This window comes from Butyricimonas sp., assembly GCF_019423355.1.
GTDB classification, from domain to species: domain Bacteria; phylum Bacteroidota; class Bacteroidia; order Bacteroidales; family Marinifilaceae; genus Butyricimonas; species Butyricimonas faecihominis.
On sequence record NZ_JAHZBP010000002.1, the window covers coordinates 480047 to 500519 of the forward strand.

The 20473-nt window shown below is 43.7% G+C and carries 16 protein-coding genes; 7 read left to right on the top strand and 9 right to left on the bottom strand.

Annotation, left to right across the window (positions count from 1 at the left end; all coding sequences use genetic code 11):
- Positions 1-2: 2 nt before the first annotated feature.
- From QVC79_RS04735 to QVC79_RS04760, 6 genes are all read right to left on the bottom strand, one after another.
- On the bottom strand, positions 3-938 hold the full coding sequence (locus QVC79_RS04735; RefSeq protein WP_027203008.1) for an ABC transporter ATP-binding protein: 936 nt from the start codon (positions 936-938) through the stop codon (positions 3-5).
- Positions 939-1014: 76 nt separating this feature from the next.
- Positions 1015-2628 (bottom strand): PKD-like family lipoprotein, encoded by a 1614-nt coding sequence (locus QVC79_RS04740; protein ID WP_270593491.1) that lies wholly within the window; start codon positions 2626-2628, stop codon positions 1015-1017.
- 24 nt (positions 2629-2652) lie between these two features.
- Complete coding sequence (locus tag QVC79_RS04745; protein ID WP_270593490.1) at positions 2653-3495, bottom strand: DUF4843 domain-containing protein; 843 nt, start codon at positions 3493-3495, stop codon at positions 2653-2655.
- A gap of 28 nt (positions 3496-3523) precedes the next feature.
- Positions 3524-5002, bottom strand: a complete 1479-nt coding sequence (locus tag QVC79_RS04750; protein WP_270593489.1) for a RagB/SusD family nutrient uptake outer membrane protein — start codon at positions 5000-5002, stop codon at positions 3524-3526.
- Positions 5003-5012: 10 nt separating this feature from the next.
- On the bottom strand, positions 5013-8393 hold the full coding sequence (locus QVC79_RS04755) for a SusC/RagA family TonB-linked outer membrane protein (RefSeq protein ID WP_270593487.1): 3381 nt from the start codon (positions 8391-8393) through the stop codon (positions 5013-5015).
- 90 nt (positions 8394-8483) lie between these two features.
- Complete coding sequence (locus QVC79_RS04760) at positions 8484-9698, bottom strand: FecR family protein (RefSeq protein ID WP_270593486.1); 1215 nt, start codon at positions 9696-9698, stop codon at positions 8484-8486.
- 549 nt (positions 9699-10247) lie between these two features.
- Between QVC79_RS04760 and QVC79_RS04765 the strand changes: the two genes are divergently transcribed.
- The 5 genes from QVC79_RS04765 to QVC79_RS04785 all read left to right on the top strand — a co-directional run bounded on the left by QVC79_RS04765 (position 10248) and on the right by QVC79_RS04785 (position 13093).
- The gene (locus QVC79_RS04765; protein ID WP_270593483.1) at positions 10248-10763 is read left to right on the top strand and encodes an RNA polymerase sigma factor; all 516 of its coding nucleotides are present in this window, start codon (positions 10248-10250) and stop codon (positions 10761-10763) included.
- 142 nt (positions 10764-10905) lie between these two features.
- Complete coding sequence (locus tag QVC79_RS04770; RefSeq protein WP_270593482.1) at positions 10906-11316, top strand: carboxypeptidase-like regulatory domain-containing protein; 411 nt, start codon at positions 10906-10908, stop codon at positions 11314-11316.
- A gap of 78 nt (positions 11317-11394) precedes the next feature.
- Positions 11395-11739 (top strand): carboxypeptidase-like regulatory domain-containing protein, encoded by a 345-nt coding sequence (locus QVC79_RS04775; RefSeq protein ID WP_270593481.1) that lies wholly within the window; start codon positions 11395-11397, stop codon positions 11737-11739.
- Positions 11740-12398: 659 nt separating this feature from the next.
- Entirely contained in the window at positions 12399-12530 is a 132-nt protein-coding gene (locus QVC79_RS04780; RefSeq protein WP_287642441.1) for a hypothetical protein, read from the top strand.
- Between the two features lie 11 nt (positions 12531-12541).
- Positions 12542-13093 carry a hypothetical protein gene (locus tag QVC79_RS04785; protein WP_270593480.1) on the top strand — a complete coding sequence of 184 codons (552 nt, stop codon included), beginning with the start codon at positions 12542-12544 and terminating at the stop codon, positions 13091-13093.
- Positions 13094-13345: 252 nt separating this feature from the next.
- Here QVC79_RS04785 and QVC79_RS04790 read toward each other — a convergent pair whose 3' ends face one another.
- Positions 13346-13975: a hypothetical protein gene (locus QVC79_RS04790; RefSeq protein WP_270593478.1), complete on the bottom strand. Its 630-nt coding sequence runs from the start codon at positions 13973-13975 to the stop codon at positions 13346-13348.
- 328 nt (positions 13976-14303) lie between these two features.
- Here QVC79_RS04790 and QVC79_RS04795 point away from each other — a divergent pair, with 328 nt between their 5' ends.
- Complete coding sequence (locus tag QVC79_RS04795) at positions 14304-14948, top strand: DUF6266 family protein (protein ID WP_270593476.1); 645 nt, start codon at positions 14304-14306, stop codon at positions 14946-14948.
- Positions 14949-15244: 296 nt separating this feature from the next.
- On the opposite strand, the gene QVC79_RS04800 is transcribed toward QVC79_RS04795, so the two are convergent.
- Positions 15245-16105, bottom strand: coding sequence for a sigma-70 family RNA polymerase sigma factor (locus QVC79_RS04800; RefSeq protein ID WP_026207779.1), 861 nt, complete (start codon positions 16103-16105; stop codon positions 15245-15247).
- A 98-nt stretch (positions 16106-16203) separates the two neighbouring features.
- On the bottom strand, positions 16204-17673 hold the full coding sequence (locus tag QVC79_RS04805; RefSeq protein ID WP_270593475.1) for a trypsin-like peptidase domain-containing protein: 1470 nt from the start codon (positions 17671-17673) through the stop codon (positions 16204-16206).
- 235 nt (positions 17674-17908) lie between these two features.
- On the opposite strand from QVC79_RS04805, the gene QVC79_RS04810 reads away from it, so the two are divergent.
- Positions 17909-20440 carry an FtsK/SpoIIIE family DNA translocase gene (locus QVC79_RS04810; protein WP_416336078.1) on the top strand — a complete coding sequence of 844 codons (2532 nt, stop codon included), beginning with the start codon at positions 17909-17911 and terminating at the stop codon, positions 20438-20440.
- Positions 20441-20473 lie beyond the last annotated feature (33 nt).

Consider the following 20473-nt stretch of genomic DNA (forward strand, 5'->3'; position numbering starts at 1 on the left):
ACTTATGATTCACGTTTACTTTTTCCCGACAAGCGAGCGAACACTTCATCCAGAGAACTCCGTTCCACGGAAACCTCGCTTAACTCCCATCCCCGGCTGACACTCTCGTGTACCATCCGGGCCGTCACGTCGTCATCCGTATCAAACCATACCCTGAAACTTTTCGAATTTATTGCCTCCACCCGGCTAACTCCCGGCACGTGTTCCAACTCGGTCATTCTCGGCGGATTCTTCAGTACCACCACGAATGAATTCGGTTGGATATAATTGTTAAACTCATCCATCGTCCCCGCAAATACCAGTTGCCCTTCCTCGATCATCTTGATGTGGTCGCAGGTGGCCTGTACCTCCGACAAGATATGCGTGGAAAGTAGCACGGAACGATCCGTAGCAATCTCCTTGATCAATTCCCGAATTTCCAGGATCTGATTCGGATCGAGTCCATTCGTCGGTTCATCCAGCACCACGAACTTCGGATTGTGAATAATTGCCTGCGCGATACCCACCCGTTGCTGGTAACCTCCCGATAAATGTTTCAGTAACCGTTTCCGGAAATGCGTGATCCCACATTTCTCCATCGCATAGTCCACCGAAGAACGTATCTTTTTAGGTGCAACCGAACGCAGATCCGCACAATAGGCCAAATACTCTTCCACAGTCAAATCCGTGTACAACGGGGGTTTCTGTGGTAGAAAACCAATATTCATTTTAGCCGCAATCGGGTCCTCCCGAAAATTAATCCCGTTAATATACACTTCCCCTTCTGTCTGGTTCAACACACCACACATGATATTCATCGTTGTCGATTTACCCGCTCCGTTCGATCCCAACAATCCCAATATCCCTTTCTCGTAAATCTCGAAATTAATATCCCGTATCGCCCATTGCACACTATAACGATGAGACAAATGTTCCACCTTTACAACCGGATTCTCCATGTTATTCATTTTAAAAAATTAACTATTATGGCAGGTAAGGCTTTCGTCATGCCTTACCTGCCTGTTTTATTATAAACTATTTTCCTTGAGCTGTTATATCTGAAATTTTCCCGAAACCATCATATTTCACCTGCTTTTCCTCATCCAAATTTCCCGTTCCCGGATCTTTTTGCGGAATCAGGTAAACATATCCTTCCGAATCCGAGGCTTGTGTCGCCATCATCACGGCTTTCGTGTTCAACGGTAAGGTCAGTAAAATTTCCGTGTCACTGTCAAAGTCTTCCGAATTGACATTATATCTTCCCTGCGTGTAGAATTTCAGAATAGTGATATTCTCTCCTGCTACCGCCGTGTATTTCAATGATGAACTGAGTGAACCGTCTATATTCAGACGCACGGCATGAATCTCTCTAGCTGTCGCCACGTACATGATCGGGTCCACCGTACTGAAACAAATTGACACAGAACGATCCAGTAAATCCTTGATGGCTGCCGGAACCGAATACAAGTAACTCGGAGTCGGGTTAACCAACGTATAATCCTGATTTTTAGTAAAAAATGTGTAAAGAGAATATTCTCCCGATACTTTGTCCTTCAATACCATCACCAAGGAAGAGCTATTCATGAAACCTCCGGCCACGGCCTCTTTACCCGGCACGGCAGAAGGATCAAAGGGGAAATTATCGTCATTTTCAGAAGAAGAATACAACGAACATTTGTTCTGCGAGTAAGCCCCGTTAAAACGCCCGAAGCGTCCTACCTGTGAATCATACCAGATCGTCGATCCGCTGGAATGAGTCCCATCGCCCGTGGCCGCGGCAACCACTCGATTATCCACGTAATTGGACTGCAAACCGCCCAAGTCGGAAACCACTTCCGGCTTGATAAATATCGCATCATTCTGACGAAGATGCTGGTACACCTGATTATTCATCACCAAAATCGTCGTTGCGGGAGCCAAATAGAAATGTCCGGAAGTATATGTCTCGGTCACGAAAGGAATAATCTTACCCGTTTTCAGGAAGGAATAGTCCCGGCAATCAGCCCGGAACAATCCATTCTTTCCGGCCATCCACAGGATATTCTGATAGGTACTCCATGTTGCTCCCGACACGGTATAGGCCACGTTATCAATCCAATCATCCAAAGGTTCCCCCTTGGAGGTGAAAATATCATCATATTGAATTTTCTCCGTTCCCGTAAATCCCTTGCTAATGTCTTTATCCATGATTAACGACAAATCGGAAGTCACGCCATCACGGGAATGAGCCACGATAATGCCTTCCCCGAATTGGCTCTCCACCACTAGAGAAAAGACAGAATAATATTTAAGCGTGGAAACTTTGTCCGTCACTTCCAAGGTCAACGTGTAACCACTAGCCTGAATCGGCATGGAAGCAATCGTGTCAAGCACCCGTTCGTTCGACAACACTTCTCTCAATCCCGCTGACGAACTTAACTCGATCTCCCATTTATATTCCAAATCCGGATGGTCCGGGGTTCCGTTTTTTTTCACGGGAATATCAATATGCAATTTGCCCAAATACGCCACGTACTGCGTTTCCGACACACCATTCAGGTCCAGTTCCACGTTAGGAATTTCTTTCGTGTCATAGGTGCTCTTGTCGTCATAACACGACACGAGGCCGTATCCCAACACGAGCAACAACAGGTAATATATAGTTTTCATCTTCATTATCTTTAATCCGTTTTATCAAAACTTTCGCGCTCTCACTGGTTGGTTTATAGCAAGTCCTCCATCATGCAACAATGGAGTTCCATGTTCTTGTTCGTAATCATCCAGATACTTCTGTAACAACTCGTAGTAAGCATTCGTGATCGCTGTATTATAGAACATATACCCATCCGGATCCATCCGGTTATACTGGGGCCACTGATCCGCTTGCCACGGCCATCCTAAAGCTGCCAGAATCGCCTTATGTGCGTTCCGGCTATAATAATTGTAGTTCGCCAGATTCATACTTTGTCCTGCATTGATCAAAAAATTGTAGGTTCGGGCATAAAATGTACCACTGGGGAGCATCGGTAATTGATTATCCCACGAAAATTTAATACGAGTATATTCCGGTGGTCCGGCCACGAAATACTCCGAAGCACCCAACACAATTTCCATCATACACGTCGTGTCTTCCAATTCAACCAACTTCGGCAATTCCAGCGTGAGATACCCGTAACGTTCCCCGGCGGGAATAACGGCATTCAACACCTTATACGATCCTTCCAACAACCGGCTGCTATCCCGCACGATCGTGTACCCTACCGCCCGGTCGTAATCCCGGACATCCCCGACCAACTTTAACGGGATATTCACCACCATCGTCTCTTCTTCCGGATCACTCCAAAACGAATAAGTCTGGTCAAAAGTCTTCGTTAAGGAGTTATATCCCGGATAAGTCCTCACGTCCACGCTATTCCATGGAACCGTTACCGTGGCTTGGGTCTCATCAAAAGTATCTATTCCCACTTTCGAGCAACCGCCGCATAGCAACCCGCTCAAAAGAAAACATATCGCGTACAGAAAATTAAATCTGTTCATATCCTTTCATTTATAGCATTATTAATCATCATTGAACACGTCCCATTTCCCGTTCAATAGCGGGATAAGGCCACAAATATTTTTCGTCACTCATCACGATGGTCGAGTTGGGAATATCGGTTGCTCCAATACGCTTGAAATAGAAGAAGGTCACTCCCTCACACAAGAATTCCCGCCGATATTCATTCATCAGGCATGTTAATAACTCGTCTCGTGTATAACCGCTAATATCAATATAGTTCGAACGATTCTCCCGCAACGTTTTCAAGTAAGATACGGCTTGAGACAAATCAATATTTGCTCCTCGCAAATAACTCTCGGCCACGATCAAGTACATTTCCGGAAGACGGATCAAAGGCATACGGTTTAGTTTTAAATATCCCGATGAACGATCCTGTGCTAACTTTAACGGTGTATAATACCCGTTGGAATTTCTGAAGAATAACTTTTCCCGACGGTAATCGGCATTCTCCCCACTCCCCGTTTCTTGGTAAATATTAACCAAATTATCCTCACTCAATTTAATCGCTTCATACGCCGTACCTTCCAAGAAATTATAAAGATAATAATCCGTCAAACGATCCGTGAATGCCGGAATATTTAAAGAAGTAATATGTTCCGTGGAATGAATCGGGTCTGTACTTACCAAATCTGTCGTCACCCACTGGTAGAGTCCCAAACGCTCGCCTTCACGTATCACATCCGACGCTTCTTGACGCGCCAAGGCTATGGATGCATCACTTCCTTCCCACATATATACTCTTGCCAATAAAGCTTTCACGGCAAAATAATTCAACCGGAAAGTACGGTCACTGAAGAACCCGTCGTCATTCAACGCATCGTAATAATCTGCAGGATGTTTTCCCGTGATAGGTTCATCATCCAATAACCCCAAAGCATCCATCAAATCTTTAACGATCAATTCTATGGTCTGATTATACGAAAGCTGGGGAGTCATCTCTTTGTCATAATCCGTCACATACGGCACGGTCGGTTTCGTTGATTTATCCGTTCGACCAGCCAGATTCCCGTACCCGTACAAGCGCATCATGTCAAAATGCAACATAGCACGAATAGCTAACAATTCGCCCTTAATCATCCGGTAAGAAGCCGGATCCAATACCCCCTGCCGCTTATCTATAAATTTCAACGCATTATTCACGTTGGCAATCACGTTATACGCCTTCTGCCAAACACTGTTAAGTATACTCAATGCCCGCTGGGCCGTGTACTGGTAGGTTCCCATTGCATACACGTAAGCCTGCGAATGAATCGTGTACTGCCCGCTTTGCATTTCCGTAGAATACCACGTGAGCTGTTTCCCGTATAAATCAACATCCGCCATACCGATATAACAACCGATCAGGGCCTGCCGGAAACCAAATTCATCATCGAACTGATCTTCTTCCGGTACTTGCGAAGGGGGTGTCGTGTCCAGCCAACTATCACAAGCCACCATCGTGCATAATATCACACACAACACGATATTTTTTATTATTGTCTTCATATCTAACTAATTAAAATGTTCCAATAAGCGAAAACGACATCGTTCTGGCAAAAGGATAATCAAACCCTCTCTCGGCCTTTATAGATGAGATTTTCGAGATCTCTTCCATGTAGAAAGACTCTCTCAATCGTTTCATTCGAAGATATTTAAGTATATCCGCCTGAAAATCATAATACACGTTCAACGATCCCCAAGTCAATTCCTTCGCATCCTGCACGAAACGAGAAGTTGCCCTTGTCATCTCCTGGCGTGACAAGGGATCATCATCATACCGGAAAGTTCCCAAACGTTTAAAAGGAGTTACTTGTCCCGGCTCTTTCCAACGACCGTACAATGCCCGTTTGTCAACATTATAATTCATGTCCACGTTCTCCACCCGGTCGATCAATGTCTTATTATAATACTGATACCCGGCTTGGTAACGGAAAGTCGTGCTGACACCAAATCCTTTATGCTCGAAAGTGAAACCGAAAGTTCCCCTGTATTTGGGTAATGAATTACCTACCGGGTATAAATCCGATTCGTAATACGTGTAGGTCAGTGAACCATCCTGACGAATATAAAGTTCCTGTCCTGTCATCGGGTCGATCCCGGCAGAGCGCACAGCCCAGATAGTCTCCATGGACTCCCCGTCCACGTATTTCAGCACCGGACGATTATTTGCTTTATCCGAAGCCATCTTATCCCGCAACTCGTTGAAAGCACGCATACTTTCCGACAACCGGATAATTTTGTTCTTCGTGGTCACCAATGAACCGAAAACGGTCAAGAAAGTCTGGTTCTGTTGCAACATACCATAAGAAAGATAAGCCTCAATTCCACTATTCCGTACCAGCCCCAAGTTATCTTTCACGGTCGCAAATCCCGTACTTGTCGGCACAGAAACATCCGTCAACATATTCTCCGTATCGGCTCGGTAAAGATCGAAACGTAACGTGGCCCGATGAATCGTTGCATCACCCCCCACGTTATAATCTTTTTTCTGTTCCCACTTCAACGAGGGGTTTGCCAAGCGCCCTAAATAGGATCCCGTCATACCCAAATAATTCGCATCCGTGTAATACTGGTAAGTTGCCACCGCTTCATTGGTATCAAAATTCTGATTCCCGGTTAATCCGATCGACCCCCGAACTTTGAATTGACGAACCAAATCCTTCCATGGGAAAAAATGCTCGTTATGCAAGTTCCATCCGACTCCCACGGACCACCCCGTAGCCCAACGATTATCGTTTCCGTAAAGCGAAGATGCACTAGTCTGCACGTTAAAATCCAGGAAATACCGATCGTCATAGCTGTAACCACCTCCCAACACGAAATTAATCTCTCGACGCAAAGATGACGATCCTTCCGGACGACTGTCCAAGGCATACTGACGAGCAAATGTAATATCTGCAGACTGGCTATTGGGGAACCCTTCGGCCTTATGCACGTAAGCCTCGTATGAATATTCGGATATTCCAAAACCACCCATTGCCAAGATAGAATGTTTACCTATCGTGGTTGCATAATTCCCATGTAAATCACCGGACACGTTACTACTTTTCCCATTATCCAAACGATAAGATCCTTTTCGTAATTGTTCCTCCACCGGAGAGTCTTTCGTAATATTAGCAAAACTTGAATGCGCAGCCGGTAAGAACTCGTCACCATCATTCCGTTTAAAAGACAACATCACACGAGCTCTCAGGATCAAACCATTCAACGCTCTCCATTCCACTTGAAAATTATTCAAAAAATCCACGTAAGACTCCTGTTTTAACGTACCGATCTCGGCATCATACATCGGGTTGGGAATCCGATCTTCAGCCCAACGTACCACCTGTCCCGTTTCGGGATCCTTTGCCCGCCAGTAGGGATTCATCTTCGCGTAATCACTAAAAGCACCATAAGGGGAGTCATAACTTTTATTGCTATTTACAGTCATTGTATTGCTAAAAATCAAGTCATTTCTCCGATAAGACAAATCCAATGAACCAGAAATATTCCGTCTATCGGATCCCTTCATTACACCGATAACTTGATTGTAGGACACGTCCAACACGGCTCTTAATGTCTCGGCATCTCCCAATTCCACGCTCAAGTTGTGCTTGTGCCCCACACCCGTACGCAAAGGTTTCGATAACCAATAGGTGTCTAATCCAGCTGCAACCAATTGTTTCCGCTGCTGATACAACATCTGCTTTTGCGTGTATAACAGAAAATTAGCATCATCATAAATCCCGTCAATACGTTCCGCTTCCAACTTTTCCTCTGCATCACACAGATTATAACTACTCAAATCCGGCATCTGTATATCCACACTGCCCGTGTAAGTCACCCGTTGTTCGTTACCAGCCAAACGTCTAGTCGTGATCACCACTACCCCATTAGCTGCTTTAGAACCGTAGATGGCTTTCGCGGAAGCATCTTTTAACAAGGTTACACTTTCAATCCGGTTCATGTCCATATCCATCACCCGCTCCGCCGTCACCTCGAACCCGTCAAGGATAAACAACGGTTGATTCGGACTATTTTTATAATTTCCCTTCAAGCGGACACCTGTCTCTTCCAGCGGGAAACTCGATATACCCCGCATCTTCATCTCCGGAATCGCATTCGGGTTCGAACCCATCTCCAAGTTATCCATGATGAATAACGACGGGTCAAGATTTTTCAGACTTTGAAACAAATTTTGATTTCCAGCCCGCATAATATCCTTGGCTGTCATCGTGACAACCGCACCCGTGTAACTACTTGCCTTACGGGTAAATATACCCGTCACGATCACTTCGTCCACGCTTTTCACCTCCTCTTCCAACACCACGTCGATTTTCGTACGTCCACCAACAGTCACTTCCTTCGGTTTATAACCCACAAAAGAAAATACCAACGTCGTCACGCTTGTCGGCATCGTCAACCGATATGCACCATCAGCTCCTGTACTCGTCCCCAAGAACAGGGAATCCCCCTTCACGATTACCGTTGTCCCCGGTAGAACTTCACCGTTCACATCCCGCACAGTGCCCGTAACCGTGATCGAAGTCGGTTGCTGCCGAGGAGTCACGACTACCTTTCCCTCGAAGTCCACACAAGTTAATCCGGTCCCATCCACACAGGCCTCTACCGCTGCCTTAACTGTCACGTTCTTCAGGTCAACCGTCACTCGCTTGGTTTCCCGCTCCACCTCCTCTTTTTTAAACACAACCACATTGTCACCCAACCGGTTGATCTCGCATAACGCCTCAAGCAAACTAGTTGCCTCAAGTTTTAAAGAAATTCTTTTCACATTCTGTTGTCCATAGACCGGTGAGTGAGTAAACAACGTGGTTAGGGATAGTAATAACAATCCGCATAACGCACCACGCATCACCGAAAGTCTACAAAACACTTTTGCTTTGCAGTTTTTTTTCATAACTTTGTTCTGTTTTAATTAAACAAGTGCCTTGTTATCAGCAAGGTCCCAAGCCGGGAATGCCTCCTAAACATTTCCGGCATTTCTTTTTTACCTTTTCTCTACGATATGTACAATTCCATCTTCCATCCTAAATTCCGGTCCTCCCGCCAGAGTCAACATTTTTAAAATAGATTCCAACTTCTCATCCTTACTCATCTTCCCGCTAAACGTGTGTCGCCCTTTCCTTTTCCCGTCATACACGAAACGAACCTCATACCAACGGGACAACATCCGGGTCACCACCTCTATATCGTCCTCATCAAACACGAATTCCCCGTAACGCCAAGCCACCACATTTTTCGTATCTACCTTCCTCACGGAAAACTCTCCCGTTCCCTTTTTCCAGTAAGATTGCATACCCGGTTTCAGAATCATGGATGGAATATCAGATTTCTGGTCCATCAAACTGACCTGCACTTTTCCCGTCAGCAAGGTCGTGTAAACCGACTCCTCGTTCTCGTAAGCGCTGACATTGAAAGCCGTCCCCAACACACGAGTTTCAACATCCCGTACCTGCACGATAAATGGCCGGGCGGGGTCATGTTTCACCTCGAAATAGGCCTCACCCTTTAGCTGTACCACCCGGCGGTCACCAATAAACTGTACCGGGTAAACAAATTCAGACGTGGAATTTACCCACACCCGCGTACCGTCACTCAGCACGACAAAATACTCTCCCCCCACAGCCGTTTCTATCCGGTGAAATTCCTCCCGCTCCGGCACCGAATCCGTGTTAGCCTCATAGAATAACCCTCCTTTCGTCCCGATCAAAGTGGCTTGTGCCAACTTCAGACTATCGGGGACCTGCTTCACCAACCCGATACGCTCTCCGTTTCCCAGTACAAGCATCACCTTCTCTTTCACGATCTTCATCTCTTTCAATTCCCCCTGCACACTCATCGACTTGTGAACCTCCACTTTCACCAAAGGATGCAAAGCCACGAAAATTCCCACGAGACAGGACGCAATCGCACCACTAACCACGACAATCCGTCTCAACGAGTACCGACGGGAACGATGCACGGCCAAACGTCGAGCAACTTCCTCGTACACCTTCTGAAAATCAGTGGTCTGGTTAATTTCATCTTCCAGCCTCAACCTTCCGGCGATACTCTTTCCTCTAATTATATTTCGATACAACCTTCGGTTGGCCACCTCTTCATCCAGCCACTTTCCCAGAAGTTCCCGCTCCTCCTCGGTAGCCATACCCAATCGTACTCTAATAATAACCCTTGCTAGTATTTGTTCTCTCTTCATCACCATATATCATCTTGCATTTGATATATAGACACCACTAGCTGAAAAACGGGATGAACCGGATCACATTTTTTTCTGCATTTAACAATCGTTTTAATCAAGGACACAGCTTTATAGCGTACAACTTAAAGTCGTCAAAAAAATATCAGAACTGGTAAAATCATTATTAACCGAATTCTATAAAAAAACAGGATTCCATTCATCCCGCATGATTTCGGGCGGTGTCTATAATCATATACTGTGTCGAACAAATATCTTATATTTTGTATGATAACACTTCCTATATTTAACATTCATTATAAATTATCCGAGAATAAGCCTCAAGGACTTGTTTCCAATAATCCATCCGGGGAAAGTACCCCTACTATATTTGCAACACTTTGTTCACATCAAATTTTTCCCCAAATTGTATTCTCAAGACAAGGTTTATTCCATAATCTATATCCCGTAACAAGCAAAAAAGGATATTTCTATCAATATGCTCCCATCGTTTCAACGACACCTCCAAACGTGACCTCCACACGAACCATTCTGTCTATATAAGTGCTACAAATTATGAGAGAAAATCAACAGCTAGAAATTTTCATCCGAAAACACTACTCTTCCATGTGTGCCGTTGCCTTACGCTTTATTGGTTCTCCCGACATCGCACAAGACATCACCCAAGAAGTTATCATCAAATTCTGGAAAAACCGGAAAAACTACGAAAACATTAAATCCACGGATAACTTCCTGTATACCATGATTAAAAATGAAGCCTTAAATTACCTGCGAGGCTCACAAAGAGAGAAACAACGTTATAATCATCTTGAAGTAGAAGAATTTGAACATCCCAAAGTACTTAACATGTTGATCGAAGAAGAGATCAATCAAATTTTGATACACGCCATCGATCTGCTCCCCGTGCAAAGCGCCCGTATCATGCGCCTCATCCTGTCAGGGTACGAGAACAAGGAAATCGCTAAAGTCATGGGTGTTTCCGTGAACACGATCAAAACACTCAAGTATTCAGCGATCCGCAAATTGAGAGAATATTTCAATTCGAATGATTACGAGCTTGATCAGCCATGAAAGCGTATTTTACATAGACACAATCGTTTAGCCAGATTAAAATATTCACATTCCATTCATCCTCACTCGGTTCGAGTGGTGTCTTTTATTTAAAATCAAGCTGTTCCAAGTAACAGTCATGTTTAATTAAAACTCTACAACTATGAAATCTAAATTATTTTCAAAACGAGTACTCGTACTCTTTGTTTTATTACTGGGATTCAGTCCGCTAAGCCAAGCGTTCGCACAATTCGGGATTACGGGAACCGTAACTGACTGGGCCCGAAATCCGATCATCGGGGCAACCGTGGTAATTCAGGGTTCTATCATTGGCACCACGACCGATTTCGACGGTCATTACACGATCTACGCTATGCCCGGTGACACGCTCGTATTTTCGTATTTGGGTATGAAAACCTTGAAAGTTGGAGTCAGAAGTTTTGGAAGTGTTATCAACGTGGTCTTGCAGGACGATTCTTTCTACTTCGAAATCTCACAAAACGATCCGGTAATAAACGAACCAACAATAGAATACAAGGCTATTTGCCCTGGCACACACGTCTGTATTATATAGAGAAATCACCACGGATTCGGGTTACCCCCCCAAACAAATCTCTGTACCTCCGTATAGTATGACATAAAATAGAACACCATGATAAAAATACTATTTATTTGCACCTTCATTGCCAGTTTTACATGGGGAAATAAAACAGACACGCTCACTCCCGACTCTCCCAAAAGCATTCATGGAATCGTAACGGATAGCGTAACCGGGAAACCGATCCCCGAAGTGATCATCATGGTCAAAGGAACAGAAATTGGCACGGTAACTAATGCGGAAGGCCGATACAAAATGGTCACGTTAACGAATAGCACGTTGATATTTTCCAAAGAAGGAATGAAGACCCAAGAAATCTCCGTAGGCGAGAAATCAGAAATAAATGTACAAATGAAAAAAGAAACGAAAGACATAAAATCACCCAAGAAAACAAAATAGTATATTGAAAAACAGGACGGAATAAACCTGCTAAATAATAAAATGATTACAAGAAAGCTGTCTAACAAGTTTAGACAGTCTTTTTCGTGATTGAATAATAAAGGCTTTTCTTCTGATTATCAATCGAAAAGCCTTTATTATTCGTGAAAGATTTCGTGTATTTATTTTGGACAACAAACTACATATCAATCACATAACAACAAAAAAGCGGTTGAAAAGCAAATTCGAATCCATTTTCATCCAAGTGATTGAGTTACTCCATGACGAAGTTTTTTTTTGAATCATCATATTTTTATGCATTTTTACTTATTTAGAATTAATATAAAATAGACAAACATATGTATTTATTGCATAATGTGATATGGCATACAAAACAAGCTAAATGCGTAAAACGGTCTAAAACATATTGATGTTTTTGTTGTTAATTATAAAATTATAATTAAATTGTGGAGCGTTTGTACAACCACTAAAATTTTTAATGACAACATATAAGTAAGATGTAATTCAATAGAAATTATATCATATACTAAAATAGTCCACTATAGTGTTGTGAAGAAAAGGTGTTTTACATTCAAAATTTAACGTTATGAAAAGGAAGGTCATTTTTAGTTATTTAAAATCCAGTATTTTTTTAATTTTGACCATATTCTTATCTTGTAATGACAGAAGGTAGTTTGCCGGGGCTGGTATATGATTATTTGTATCAAGTATTTGCGGGAGATCCAGTAGATATAAAAGATAATCCGAAACAAATGTACACTTATGGTCCTAACAGAAGAGAAATTCCTTAAATAATATAGAGATGAAAAAGTTTGAATTCATTTTATTGGTTGTATTTTGCCTCTTGGGTATTAATAACATGACATACACTCAAGAGCAAGATACGGTAGTGATTAAAGATAGTATAGCTAAAAAGAAGCTTGACGAAAAATTGATCAAGTTAACGAAACAGGTGGTCTTGAAACACGGACGAGATTATTATCGGGAATATAAAGAACCTGTTATCAAGTACAGGCGAGTGTCTAAATCTTCCAGAGACCTTCATCCATCAATTATCAGAAAAAACATGAAACGGATATATTACACGGTAGAGTATCCTTATGATATGGAAAAGGAAATATTCTACAGCGAGTATGCCGCAAAAGTCTATTTTTGGGAGGATTTAACTATTTTTGATGTCGCCTTTGGACATGGCATGGGAATTCGAGATTACGATAAATTATCCAGAGCCGAAAAAAACAAAATCGTGATTCCATATAAGCATCGTAAACCCGGTAAGTGGGTAAAAGACACTATCCGGAATGATAAAGGTGACATAATTGATGTTATGAATCGTTACGAGGATCATCAATAGAAATAATTTACTCGATTCTCAAACATGAAAAAATGGAATTTAAACTGTGTTATAAAATTAATTTTTTGCTGCCACAGGTTATTCTCAACTTTTTGAACAAATTAATCGAGGATGTAAATTAACCTGTGTCCTTTATTTAGACAGTATCATCCTCATTCGGTCTATGAACCTTCAAAGTATTCGCTACAAGCGAGGGAACATGTGACGTTCCCTCGCCCCCTTTTCGTCAACACGCTGCAAACCGCCTTTCCCTTATCCCCGGAAATACTTGTCGCCAGAATAACTCCGTCCATCCCCTGACATGAAATAACAATACAGGTGATAACATTTCGTAATTCCTTCCCTCAATTCGATCATTCCTATCCCTTCCGACCGGATTCCTGTCACATTTTCTGCCAGCAACGGACGCAAAGGCTCGTCATCATAAATCACCCCTGCACAAAGCCGATCCGTACCAGCATCAAGCGAAGTCTGCCATCCCGTATCCCAACACACGTCCAACTTGTTTCCCTTTCTTTCCCTAATTTCGAAACCCATAGGCACCTTCAAAACTCCTTTACTAAAATGAATCTCCTCGTAATTACTAATACCCATCTCCCCGTTAAAAGCCTGGATATTCGAAGAAACAAAAGCATTTAACCCGTTTATGTTCATTAATTTACCCAGCTTCACCCAAATCGGTTTCACGCAAACACCATTCAATGAACGATAGAACGAAATACAGGCACTGAAACGATTCTGCCATAATTGCTGGTTCTTGCTCCTCACCAACATCTTCCTATACGGTCGACGCCGTGCGTACAAATTCCCGTTACAATAATAATAAACTACATTCCCGATTTTCCCGGAAAAACCTCCTAAACAATTTCCCACTTTTGCCATAATTCTCTTTTTTTATTCATGAAACATTTGAATTCCCTCTAGTCATGCTACCCTCTCTCTATCTTAAAATATAGTTTTGGACAAAAATACCCCCCTTCCCAAACAAATGTTTTTCTAGCGTCACTCGCAAGTGACACGGAGAAAGCACGGAGAAACCCTAGCCAAACAACGAGCAAACAGCATATTACAAATACACCGATCCACACGATGCTAGCGGATCAATGTATCTAACATTATTTAACTTTTACAACCGGGGTATTAAAGCCATTTCTTATATTATATAAGAAAGGATCCTTTAAAATTAATAATCACTTAAAACCTAAAAGTTATGGCAGAATATCAAGCGCCAATGGCTGAAAAATTGAGAAAATCCGTGGGAAATGTAACGTATTACATCATGCACGGTAAAACATTCGCCCGGGCGAAAGTCGCACACGTGAAAAATGCGAAAACCCCGAAACAACTTCGTCATCGAGCAACCTTCACGATGCTCGTACAATTAGCACGGGTACTAATCGAAACGACTCGAACCGGTTTCCCAGAAAAAGCAAAGGGGCGTTCCTCGTCGAACGAGTTCGTGAGAGCAAACAAAAACTTCGTGGAAGTGGATGAAAACTACGAGGCCACGATTGACCTCGAAAAGCTACAGGTATCGGACGGCAAACTGCCCTGTTTCTTCGAAGTCACGGTAACGTACAACGCCGACGGCAGGATGCTCGTGTTCCAACAAGAAGCACTGTCGAACTCGTTGCTGAACAGTGACCCGAAGGATCTTCTCTACGCATCCATCCTCGAAACCAAGACAAATCTCAGCGGGATCGTATCATTAAGAGCGCGTGGAGAATCGGGAGTAACCTCGATCGAATTACCCGAGATCTGGTCGGTAGAAAATTGTAACGTCTATCTTTTCGCCACTTCAGCAAACGGTTACCTGGCCTCTCCCTCCCAACACGTGAAAATAACAACCGCATAAAACGGGAAGGAGCTAATTTTAGGAGGAATTGTCCAAAAAGTCAATTTTGAAAAACTACCCCCACTAACTCCCCCTTACACAGGGGAGAAATCGCTTGGAAATCAACTCTCCCCCTGTATAAGGGGGAGCTGGAGGGGGTAGTTTTAACACTGGATAAGACTTGTTAGACGACCTCTCTATGTGCATTAGATTTATAACGTAAAGTGAAACTGTCAATACTCTTGACCTATTAACGAAAACGATGTCAATAACAGGTCATTAAAACATAAAAAAAAGCGCCAACTGGCGCTTTTCATTTATCCTAAATAAGTTTTTAATAGCTTACTTCTGGAAGAATGTCGCAGACGGCGAATAGCCTTTTCCTTGATTTGGCGAACACGTTCACGGGTTAACCCGAACTTCTCTCCAATTTCTTCCAATGTCATTTCTTGGCAATTGATACCGAAAAACAAACGAATAATATCACGTTCTCTTTCGGTCAATGTAGCCAATGCTCTCTCTACTTCCGTTGACAAGGACTCGTTAATTAACGTCTTGTCCGCAACAGGAGAATCATCGTTTACCAACACATCGAGCAAGCTGTTGTCTTCCCCCTCAACGAAAGGTGCATCCACGGAAATATGACGGCCGGACACTCTCAAAGTATCGGCAACTTTTTCAGCCGGTAAATCCAAAGTCTCTGCCAACTCTTCCGGTGACGGACGACGCTCATGCTCTTGTTCGAAACGAGAAAATGCTTTATTGATTTTATTCAAAGATCCAACTTGATTCAATGGCAAACGTACAATACGCGATTGTTCTGCCAATGCTTGCAGGATAGATTGGCGAATCCACCATACGGCATAAGAAATAAATTTGAATCCCCTCGTTTCGTCAAACTTCTCTGCTGCTTTAATCAAACCCAAATTCCCCTCGTTGATAAGGTCCGGAAGGCTTAATCCCTGATTCTGGTATTGTTTTGCAACAGATACCACGAAACGAAGGTTTGCCCGAGTCAGTTTCTCCAAAGCCCGTTGATCCCCTTTCCGGATTCGCTGGGCAAGCTCAACTTCCTCTTCAACCGTAATCAAATCCTCCTTACCAATCTCTTGCAAGTACTTGTCAAGAGAAGCACTCTCTCTGTTCGTTATAGATTTTGTTATCTTTAGCTGTCTCATAGTCTTCTAATATTCTCCCCCAAATATGTCGCAAAGGTAGAACAATTTATCCATAAACCAATATGTTAAAATCGACACCTTTCCAATATTAACGTTTTTTAATTCTGTAAAGATAAAGCGTAGTACTCGACACGTCCTCGCGGCGAGATAGTTGTCACAAGAACACCCTCATTTTCTGCCGCTTTCAGCGCCCGTACCAAATCGTCTTTATCATAAATCACCGTGTTATTAATTTTCACGATAATGTATCCTTCATCCAAACCAATCGCTTTAAAAGGGCCATTCTTTATATCTATAATTTTCACACCCCCGTTCAAGCGATAGCGATAACGGTCCTCCCGACTCAACGGCTCCACCGTGGCTCCCAGTATTCCGGTATAATTCTTATCCACCAAGGCAACATCACCATACGTGTTCTGGAGTACCACATCCAAATCCTTTAATTTTCCTCCACGGCTCACAGTCACGGAAATAGTCGCTCCCGGGTGATATTTAGCCAACTGTCCTTGGAACTCCGGTCTTGTCTTTATCTCGATACCATTTATGCGTTTGATTACATCTCCTTTCTTTATTCCGGCTTTAGCTGCCGCCCCGTTAGGTATCACCTCATATACATATATTCCGCTCACTTCATCCGTTCCCAGCTCTTTCGCCACAGCAGGCGTCAACTCGTCTCTCCACATGGATATTCCCATCATCGCTCTCTGAACCGTACCAAACTCCTTCAAATCCCCGACAATTTTACGGGCAATATTCGAAGGTACGGCAAACGAGTAACCCGAGTAAGAGCCTGTCGGGGATTCAATTGCCGTATTGATCCCAATCAACTCACCCTTGGCATTCACCAACGCACCCCCACTATTACCGGGGTTCACTGCGGCATCTGTCTGCAAGAATGACTCCAGACTCATCTGGCTCCGGTTTATCCCCAACTCTCTCGCTTTGGCACTGATAATTCCTGCTGTAACCGTTGAGGTTAAATTATACGGGTTACCCACGGCCAAAACCCACTCTCCCAACTCCACGTCATCCGAATTCGCATACTCCAGATAAGGAAGTCCGTTTGCTTCTACTTTTAATAAAGCAATATCCGTGCTAGGATCTGTCCCGATTACCTTGGCCTCGTATTCCGTCTTGTTATCTAAGGTCACCGTAATCTTGTCGCTCTTGTCGATCACGTGATTATTCGTGATAATATACCCGTCCTCAGAGACAATTACACCCGACCCAATACCCATTTTTTGCGGGGTTTCCCGTGTATGCGGGGCATAACCGTAAAAAAACTCCAATAGTGGGTTACCTATATATTCCCGTCCCATTTGTACTGTTTTGACATGAACAACAGCCGGAACTGTCTTTTTGGCAGCCTCCCTCAAATCCACGCTACCCGCTCCCCCAACAGGAAGAGCCGTGTTAGACGCGAGTGAAACAGGACGAACCGCCGCGGGAGATGCAATTTCCAATTGTGAAACCGGTGCAGCACTTTCCCCTCGAATGGCATCTATCGCCACGAAAGCAAGGCAACCGCCAACAACCCCCAGTCCTAAATTTAAAAATGATTTTCTCATTGTCATATCTTTATCTCCTTTATAGATTAAACGTAAAGTATCCACATTTTGTTTGTATATTACAATATTAGCAATATCCTTGCCAACTGACTATTAAGAAATTCTTAATTAATATACCTTAACTATGTTTTGAGGCGTGCCAAAATCTTTTCATTCCAAATCCTAAATTCTAAATTTTACATTTTGTATATTTGTACCTGCGATTTCGATAATTTCAATTTACATGATAACACGTATAAACAATAAAAAGAGTGGTAAAACACGTACCCCCTATTCCTTTAATTTTCTGAAGGATCCCCGGACACGTGTAGTTGTTGGGCTGATTTTTATGCTATTTTCCATTTACCTGCTGGTGTCCCTCGTCGGTTTCTTTTTCACCGGTGGCATGGACCAGAGTCTGATCGATAAAGAGACCCGGGAATTAATGACCAACCCGGATATTGTCGTCGGAAACCCGGGACGCAAACTAGGAGCGTTTCTTTCCGATTTGCTCATAAACCGGTGGTTCGGAGTTTCGTCATTCATATTCTGCTACTTGCTATTTATCATCGGGCTACGTATTGCCGGACGGAATATCAAGAAATTCGGGAAAAAGATCATCATTAGCTTTGTCCTAATCATCTGGTGCTCCTTGTTATTGGGATATATTTTCACGTTCTTACCCACAGGATACGTATTCCCGGGTGGAGCTCACGGCTATTTCGTGTGTTTTTGGCTGAACTCGTTTATCGGGGAAATCGGCTCGTTCTTCCTGTTGATTGTTTCGTTTGCAGCCATTCTTTTCTTTGGATTCGAGAACGCTTTCAACAAATGCATGACCATGATCAAGAATTACTTCGCACGTCGGGCTCAACTCAAGGAAGAAAGGGCCTTGGCACAAGAAGCCGCTCTTACCCGGAAACGAGAAGAGATGGCAAAAACTGAAGAGCCGGAAGACCTGCAAGAAAAAGAAGAGGACATCGATACCGAAGAAAAAGAGAAATTGGATATAGAAAAGGTTCCGCCTGTTGAAGATGAACTTTTCCCCCGTCATGAGTTTGACACGCCCCATCCGGATGAATCAGAAAAACTGGAATTGCATGATCCCGAAGAGGAATTCACGACAGAACATCACTTCAATTTATCCGTGGACAAGAACCCTGAAAATCAAGATGAACACAGAGAAGATACTCTCCCGCTCACCAATGACGATATTGAATTGACCGTTATGGCTGACAAGCTGGAAGAGCAATTAACCAAAAACTTGATGCCGGACACGGAGTACGACCCGACTCTCGATTTATCGAACTATCAATATCCCCCGCTAGAATTACTGGAAGAACACTCTTCCGGTTCGCAAAAAGTAACAGCGGAAGAACTCGAAGAGAATAAAAACACGATTATCGAGACATTGCGCCATTATAAAATAGAGATCACCAAGATCAAGGCGACCATCGGACCGACAGTCACGTTATACGAAATTGTCCCCGCTCCCGGTATAAAAATCTCGAAAATCAAAAACCTCGAAGATGACATTGCGTTAAGCTTGTCAGCCTTAGGCATACGAATCATTGCCCCGATCCCCGGAGCCGGAACCATCGGTATTGAAGTGCCGAACCAGAATCCGGAAGTCGTTTCCATGCGGGGAATCATCGCATCCAAGAAATTCCAAGAATCCAAATATGCCCTTCCGGTAGCACTGGGACGAACCATCTCGAATGAACCTTACACGTTCGATCTGGCAAAAATGCCCCACTTGCTGGTAGCCGGAGCCACGGGACAAGGTAAATCCGTGGGCTTGAATGCCATTATCACATCGCTCTTGTATAAAAAACACCCGTCACAATTGAAATTCGTGATGGTGGACCCTAAAAAGGTGGAGTTAAGCATCTATTCCGTCATCGAAAAACATTTCTTGGCGAAGTTACCGGATGCAGAAGAAGCCATTATTACCGATAACGACAAGGTCGTGGCCACGCTCAACTCTCTCTGCATCGAGATGGACAGCCGCTACGATCTGTTGAAACAAGCTCACGTAAGAAACATCAAAGAATATAACGAAAAGTTCGTGAAACGGCAACTGAACCCGAACAATGGTCACCGTTATCTACCTTATATAGTAGTAGTGGTAGACGAGTTTGCCGACTTGATCATGACTGCGGGTAAAGAGGTGGAACAACCGATTGCCCGTATCGCCCAGCTGGCCCGTGCCGTCGGGATTCACATGATCATTGCCACGCAACGACCTTCCACGAACATCATCACCGGGGTCATCAAAGCCAACTTCCCGGCACGAATAGCCTTCAAGGTGGCCTCCATGATCGACTCCCGCACTATTCTGGACTCACCGGGAGCCAACCAGTTGATCGGCCGCGGGGATATGTTGATTTCCAAGGATAGCGAGATGGTACGTGTACAATGTGCCTTCGTCGATACCCCGGAAGTAGATGCCATCACGAAATTCATTGCGGATCAACAGGGTTACCCGGAAGCCTACGCACTCCCCGAATATGTTTCCGACACGGAAAACGGGGTGAGTGGCGACATCGATCTCGGGGTAAAAGACCCGTTATTTGAAGAGGCCGCCCGTTTGGTAGTGAACACCCAACAGGGTTCAACCTCCTCTATCCAGCGACGTTTCTCCATCGGCTACAACCGGGCAGGAAGAATCATCGACCAACTGGAAGCGGCAGGCATCGTGGGACCATTCGAGGGTAGTAAAGCCCGTCAAGTACTTATCCCCGACGAGTACAGCTTGGAACACATTCTTAAAACCGTGGAGTTTTAAAAATTTAAAATGGAAAATTTAAAATTTAGAATG